The sequence below is a fragment of the Hydrocarboniphaga sp. FW305-C-57 genome, from assembly GCF_058783045.1.
Genome location: NZ_JBYSYG010000035.1, coordinates 1 through 690, shown reverse-complemented (window position 1 = coordinate 690; position 690 = coordinate 1). Strand labels below are relative to the sequence as shown.

At 63.2% G+C, this 690-nt stretch carries 2 protein-coding genes; both read left to right on the top strand.

Features of this window, described 5'->3' with window-relative positions; translation table 11 throughout:
• On the top strand, window positions 1–242 hold a 242-nt coding region (locus AC3WUM_RS25160), incomplete at its 5' end, for a transposase (protein ID WP_492414083.1).
• On the top strand, window positions 239–690 hold a 452-nt coding region (locus AC3WUM_RS25155; RefSeq protein ID WP_492414081.1), incomplete at its 3' end, for a DDE-type integrase/transposase/recombinase. The genes AC3WUM_RS25160 and AC3WUM_RS25155, both read left to right, overlap by 4 nt.

The following is a 690-nucleotide window of genomic DNA, read 5'->3' as shown; positions in this document are numbered from 1 at the left end:
TCCAGGGGAAGAAGACCGTGGCGGAGGCGTCTCGGCAGTTCGATCTGCCGCCATCGGAGCTGGAAGACTGGGTTGACCAGGCCAAGGCCGGGATGGAAAACGCGCTGAGGGCAAAACCCGAAGACGTTCGCGAGCAGTACGAGCGCAAGCTCAAAGATCTGCAGGAAGCGTACGGCGAGGCGATGCTGGAGTTGCGCGCACGAAAAAAATTGCAGTCCCTGCTGGGCGAGGACGAGAAGTGATCGAAGCGATCCGCCAGGGACTCAAAGCCGACGGCTTCGAGGTGTCGATCAGTCAGCTGTGCCGCTGGTTCGGGTTTGCACGGCGGACGATCTATTACCGACCGCAAAAGGCAGCGCCGAAAGTGCAGCCCCGCTTCGCCGAGCCAGTCAAAGCCTTGATCGAGCAGGAGCCATCCTTCGGCTACCGCACGGTGGCCGCGCTACTGGGCTTCAACAAGAACACAGTGCAGCGGCTGTTTCAGATCCAGGGCTGGCAGGTGAAGAAGCGGCCGGTCGGTCGTCGGCCGCGAGTTGAAGCTTTGCCATCGAAGGCACAGGCGCCGAATCAGCGCTGGGCAACCGACTTGTGCCGCGTCTGGGCAGGCCGGGACGGCTGGGCGAGCTTGGCGGTGGTCATCGATTGCCACACACGCGAGCTGCTGGGCTGGCATCTGTCACGCACGGGCCG